Consider the following 4,170-nt stretch of genomic DNA (forward strand, 5'->3'; position numbering starts at 1 on the left):
TCCGTCTCGTGGGCTCGGAGATGTGAATAAGTGACAGGCCTCGGCGAGGTGGGCAAGAATATGACGGTCTACGAGTGCTGCGGTGACATGATCATCGTGGACTGCGGCCTCGTTTTCCCCGACAGCGATATGTTCGGCGTCGATATGGTCATCCCTGACATGACCTTTGTGGTGCAGAACAAGGATAAGATCAAGGGCCTGCTCATCACCCACGGCCACGAGGACCACATCGGCAGCATCCCCTACCTGCTGCAGAAGTTCGACCTGCCCATCTACGGTACCCGCCTGACCTGCGGCCTCATCCGCAACAAGCTGGAGGAATTCGGCCTTGCGGGCAAGACCAAGTTCGTGGAGATCACCCCCAAGCAGAAGATCAAGCTGGGCTGCTTCACGGTGGAGCCGATCCATGTGAACCACTCCATCCCGGACGCCGTGGCCTTCGCCATCGACAGCCCGGCGGGCACCATCATCCAGACCGGCGACTTCAAGATCGATTACACCCCGCTGGCCTGCGGCCCCACCGACCTTGCTACCCTGTCCGATTACGGCCAGAAGGGCGTTCTGGCCCTGCTGAGCGACTCTACCAACGCCGAGAAGCCCGGCTTTACCGCCACCGAGCAGAAGGTGGCCGCCAGCGTCCGCAATCTCTTTGCCCGGGCGCAGAACAAGCGCATCATCATCGCCTCCTTTGCGTCGAACATCTACCGCGTCCAGCAGATCATCGACCTCGCCGTGGAGGATGGCCGCAAGGTGGCCTTCAGCGGCCGCAGCATGGTCAACAACACGGCCATGGCGCAGGAGCTGGGCTATATGCACATCCCGGAGGGCACCCTCATCAGCATCGACGAGATCAATCAGTATCCGCCCGAGCAGGTGGTGCTGGTGACCACCGGCAGTCAGGGCGAGCCTCTGAGCGCGCTGAGCCGCATGGCTTCCTGCAGCCACCGTCAGGTGCGGGTCGGCCCCGGCGACTTCATCATCATCTCGGCCAAGCCCATCCCCGGCAACGAGAAGAGCGTGACCAAGATCGTCAACGGCCTGCTCCTGCTGGGCGCTGAGGTCATCTACGAGGGGATGTACGATGTCCACGTCTCCGGCCACGCCTGTCAGGAGGAGCAGAAGCTGATGCTCACCCTGACCAAGCCCAAGTATTTCCTGCCCGTCCACGGTGAATACAAGCAGCTGAAGAAGCACGCCATCACGGCGGCCAGCCTCGGCATCCCCACCAGCAACATCCTCATCGCCGAGAATGGCTCCAACATCATCCTCAGTCAGGACGAGATGAAGCTGGGCGAGCCGGTGACGGCGGGCGCTGTCATGGTGGACGGCCTCGGCGTGGGCGATGTGGGCAATGTCGTCCTGCGGGATCGCAAGCATCTGTCCGAGGATGGCCTCGTCATCATCGTGGCCACCGTGGACAGCAAGACCGGCAAGGTGCTGGCCGGCCCCGACCTTGTGAGCCGTGGCTTCGTCTATGTGCGGGAGAACGAGAGCCTGATGGACGGCGCCCAGAGCATCGTGGAGACGGCCCTCGACCGCTGCGTGGAGGAGCACGTCCGCGACTGGAACAGCGTCAAGACCCGCGTGCGCGAGGCCCTGAGCAGCTATATCTACCGCCGCACCAAGCGCAGCCCCATGATCCTCCCCATCCTGATGGAGGTCTGATGCTGCCCGCAGGAGGCATAATACTTCATGAAACAAAAACCAAGGTGGACTCTTGAAATGCTGACCGCTGCGCTGGCAGTGCTCTGCGCCCTTCTGGTGCTGGTGCTGCTGGTACAGCGCCCGGCCATCTGGCCGCTGCTGGCTGTGCTGGTGGTGCTGTGGGGCGTCCTGTTCGTCCTGTTCCGCTGCCGGCTGCGCAGCTGGGTGGCCCGCTGGGTGTGCGGCGGCAGCTTTGAAAAATCCAAGACCCAGTTCAGCCTCGAGCCGCTGAGCCAGCCCGCCGCTCTCCTGTCGGGGGAGACGGTGCTGTGGTATAACGCCGAGTTCCGCACCCGCCTGATGAAGGAAGAGTCCCTTCTGACCCCTCGGGTGCAGAAGGTGCTGCCCGGCCTCGACCTACAGGAATCCCGGACGGCGGGCGGCCAGCTGCTGAATCTGGCCGACGGGGCGTGGAGTGTCCACAGCTCCACGGTCCCCGGCGAGGCGGAGAGCATGACCCTCCTCGTACTGAACGAGGAGACAGCCCTGCGGAAGGTGGAGGCCGAGTACAAGGCCAGCCGCCCGGGCTATCTGGTCTTTCTCGTGGACGGCTACGACGATGTGTTCAGCGATATGCTGGACAGCGAGCGCGCCCGCCTGCTGGAGGGCATCAACCGGGTGCTGGAGGATATGATCGGCCGGGGCACCGGCTTTCTGCGCCGGGTGGCCAGCGGCCGCTATATCGCCGTGGTGGAGGAGCGCCAGCTGGAACAGTTCGCCAAGCGGGGCTATGACGTGCTGGACAAGATCCGCGCCCTTGACCCCAGCGTGAACCTTTCCATCTCCATCGGCATCGGACGCGGGGCCAAGACCCTGCGGGAGGCGCAGGATATGGCCGTGCAGGCGCTGGACATGGCGCAGGGGCGCGGCGGCGATCAGGCTGCGGAGATGACTCCGGACGGCTTTACTTTCTACGGCGGCGTCAGCCACGGCGTGGAGAAGCGCAGCAAGGTGCGCAGCCGCATCGTGGCCGACCAGCTGGTCAAGCTCATTAAGGAGGCCGACCATGTGGTCATCATGGGCCACCGGATGAGCGACCTTGACGCCATCGGCGCGGCAGAGGGCGTGCTGCGCATCTGCAAGATCTGCGATGTGCCGGCTGTTATCGCCGTGCGCCGGGATGCCACCCTCGCCGGGAGCCTCATCAACGCCCTCGTCGCGGCAGGGCAGGAGGACGATTTCATCGATCCCAAGGGTGCGCTGCCCATCATCTCCCAGAGAACGCTCTGCATCATCGTGGATACATACCAGCTGGGGCTGGTGGAGAGCCGCGAAATTCTGGAAAAATGCGGCAAGGTGGCCGTCATCGACCACCACCGCAAGGGCGTCGGCTTCATCGAGAACGCCGACCTCGTCTGTCACGAGCCGTATGCCTCCTCGGCCAGTGAGCTTGTCACCGAGTTCCTGCAGTATGTGGGCGACCGGGACGACAAGCCCAACCGCATCGAGGCCGAGGGTCTGCTTTCCGGCATCATGCTGGATACCCGGGACTTCACCCTCCACACCGGCGTGCGCACCTTCGAGGCTGCAGCGGCCCTCCGCCGCTACGGCGCGGAGACCGAGCGGGTGCGCCAGCTCTTTGACGTGAGCATGGTGGAGTACACCACCAAGGCCATGCTGGTATCGGAAGCCCAGATGTACCGGGGCTGCGCTATCACCGTCAGCGGTGAGGTGGCCCCCGAGGCCCGCGTGGCCATCGCGCAGGCCGCCAACGACCTGCTGACCATCCAGAATGTGGAGGCCAGCTTCGTGGCCGTGCAGGTGGGCGGCGGCGTCAACATCTCGGCCCGGAGCCTCGGCGCGGTGAACGTGCAGGTCATCATGGAGGCTCTGGGCGGCGGCGGACATCAGACCATGGCTGCGGCCCAGCTCAAGCATATCACCCCGGAGGCGGCCCGCAGCCGCATCCAGACGGCCATCGACCAGTACCGGGAGGCGCAGAAGAAGAGCGGCCCCGAGTCGGAGCCGGAACAGAAGAAAAAGGACAAACAGTGATGAAACAGTACGATTATCTCATCGTCGGCGCCGGCCTGTACGGCGCAGTGTTCGCCCACGAGGCCAAGAAGGCGGGCAAGCGCTGCCTCGTCCTCGACAAGCGCGGCCACATCGCGGGCAACATCTACACCGAGCCGGTGGAGGGCATCAACGTCCACCGCTATGGTGCCCACATCTTCCACACCAACAACAAGGCCGTGTGGCAGTATGTGAACCAGTTCGCGGAGTTCAACCGCTACACCAACAGTCCTGTGGCCAACTACCACGGCGAGATCTACAATCTGCCCTTCAATATGAACACCTTCAACAAGATGTGGGGCGTCGTGACCCCCGCCGAGGCAAAGGCGAAGATCGAGGCCCAGCGCGCCGAGGCCGGCATCACCGAGCCGAAGAACCTCGAGGAGCCGGCCATCAGCCTCGTGGGCCCCGTCATCTACGCACAGCGCATCGCGGGCTACACCGGCAAGCAGG

At 64.0% G+C, this 4,170-nt stretch carries 3 protein-coding genes; all 3 read left to right on the top strand.

Annotated elements, in window-relative coordinates:
- The first annotated feature begins 30 nt into the window (after positions 1 to 30).
- Positions 31 to 1,665, top strand: a complete 1,635-nt coding sequence (locus ACT8X9_RS12920) for a ribonuclease J (RefSeq protein ID WP_444269262.1) — start codon at positions 31 to 33, stop codon at positions 1,663 to 1,665.
- 27 nt (positions 1,666 to 1,692) lie between these two features.
- Positions 1,693 to 3,699 carry a DHH family phosphoesterase gene (locus ACT8X9_RS12925; protein WP_444269263.1) on the top strand — a complete coding sequence of 669 codons (2,007 nt, stop codon included), beginning with the start codon at positions 1,693 to 1,695 and terminating at the stop codon, positions 3,697 to 3,699.
- Positions 3,699 to 4,170, top strand: a 472-nt coding sequence (locus ACT8X9_RS12930) for an NAD(P)-binding protein (RefSeq protein WP_444269264.1), incomplete at its 3' end; no start/stop codon positions are given. The genes ACT8X9_RS12925 and ACT8X9_RS12930, both read left to right, overlap by 1 nt.

The organism is Faecalibacterium sp. (assembly GCF_052358865.1).
Lineage (GTDB): Bacteria > Bacillota > Clostridia > Oscillospirales > Ruminococcaceae > Faecalibacterium > Faecalibacterium butyricigenerans.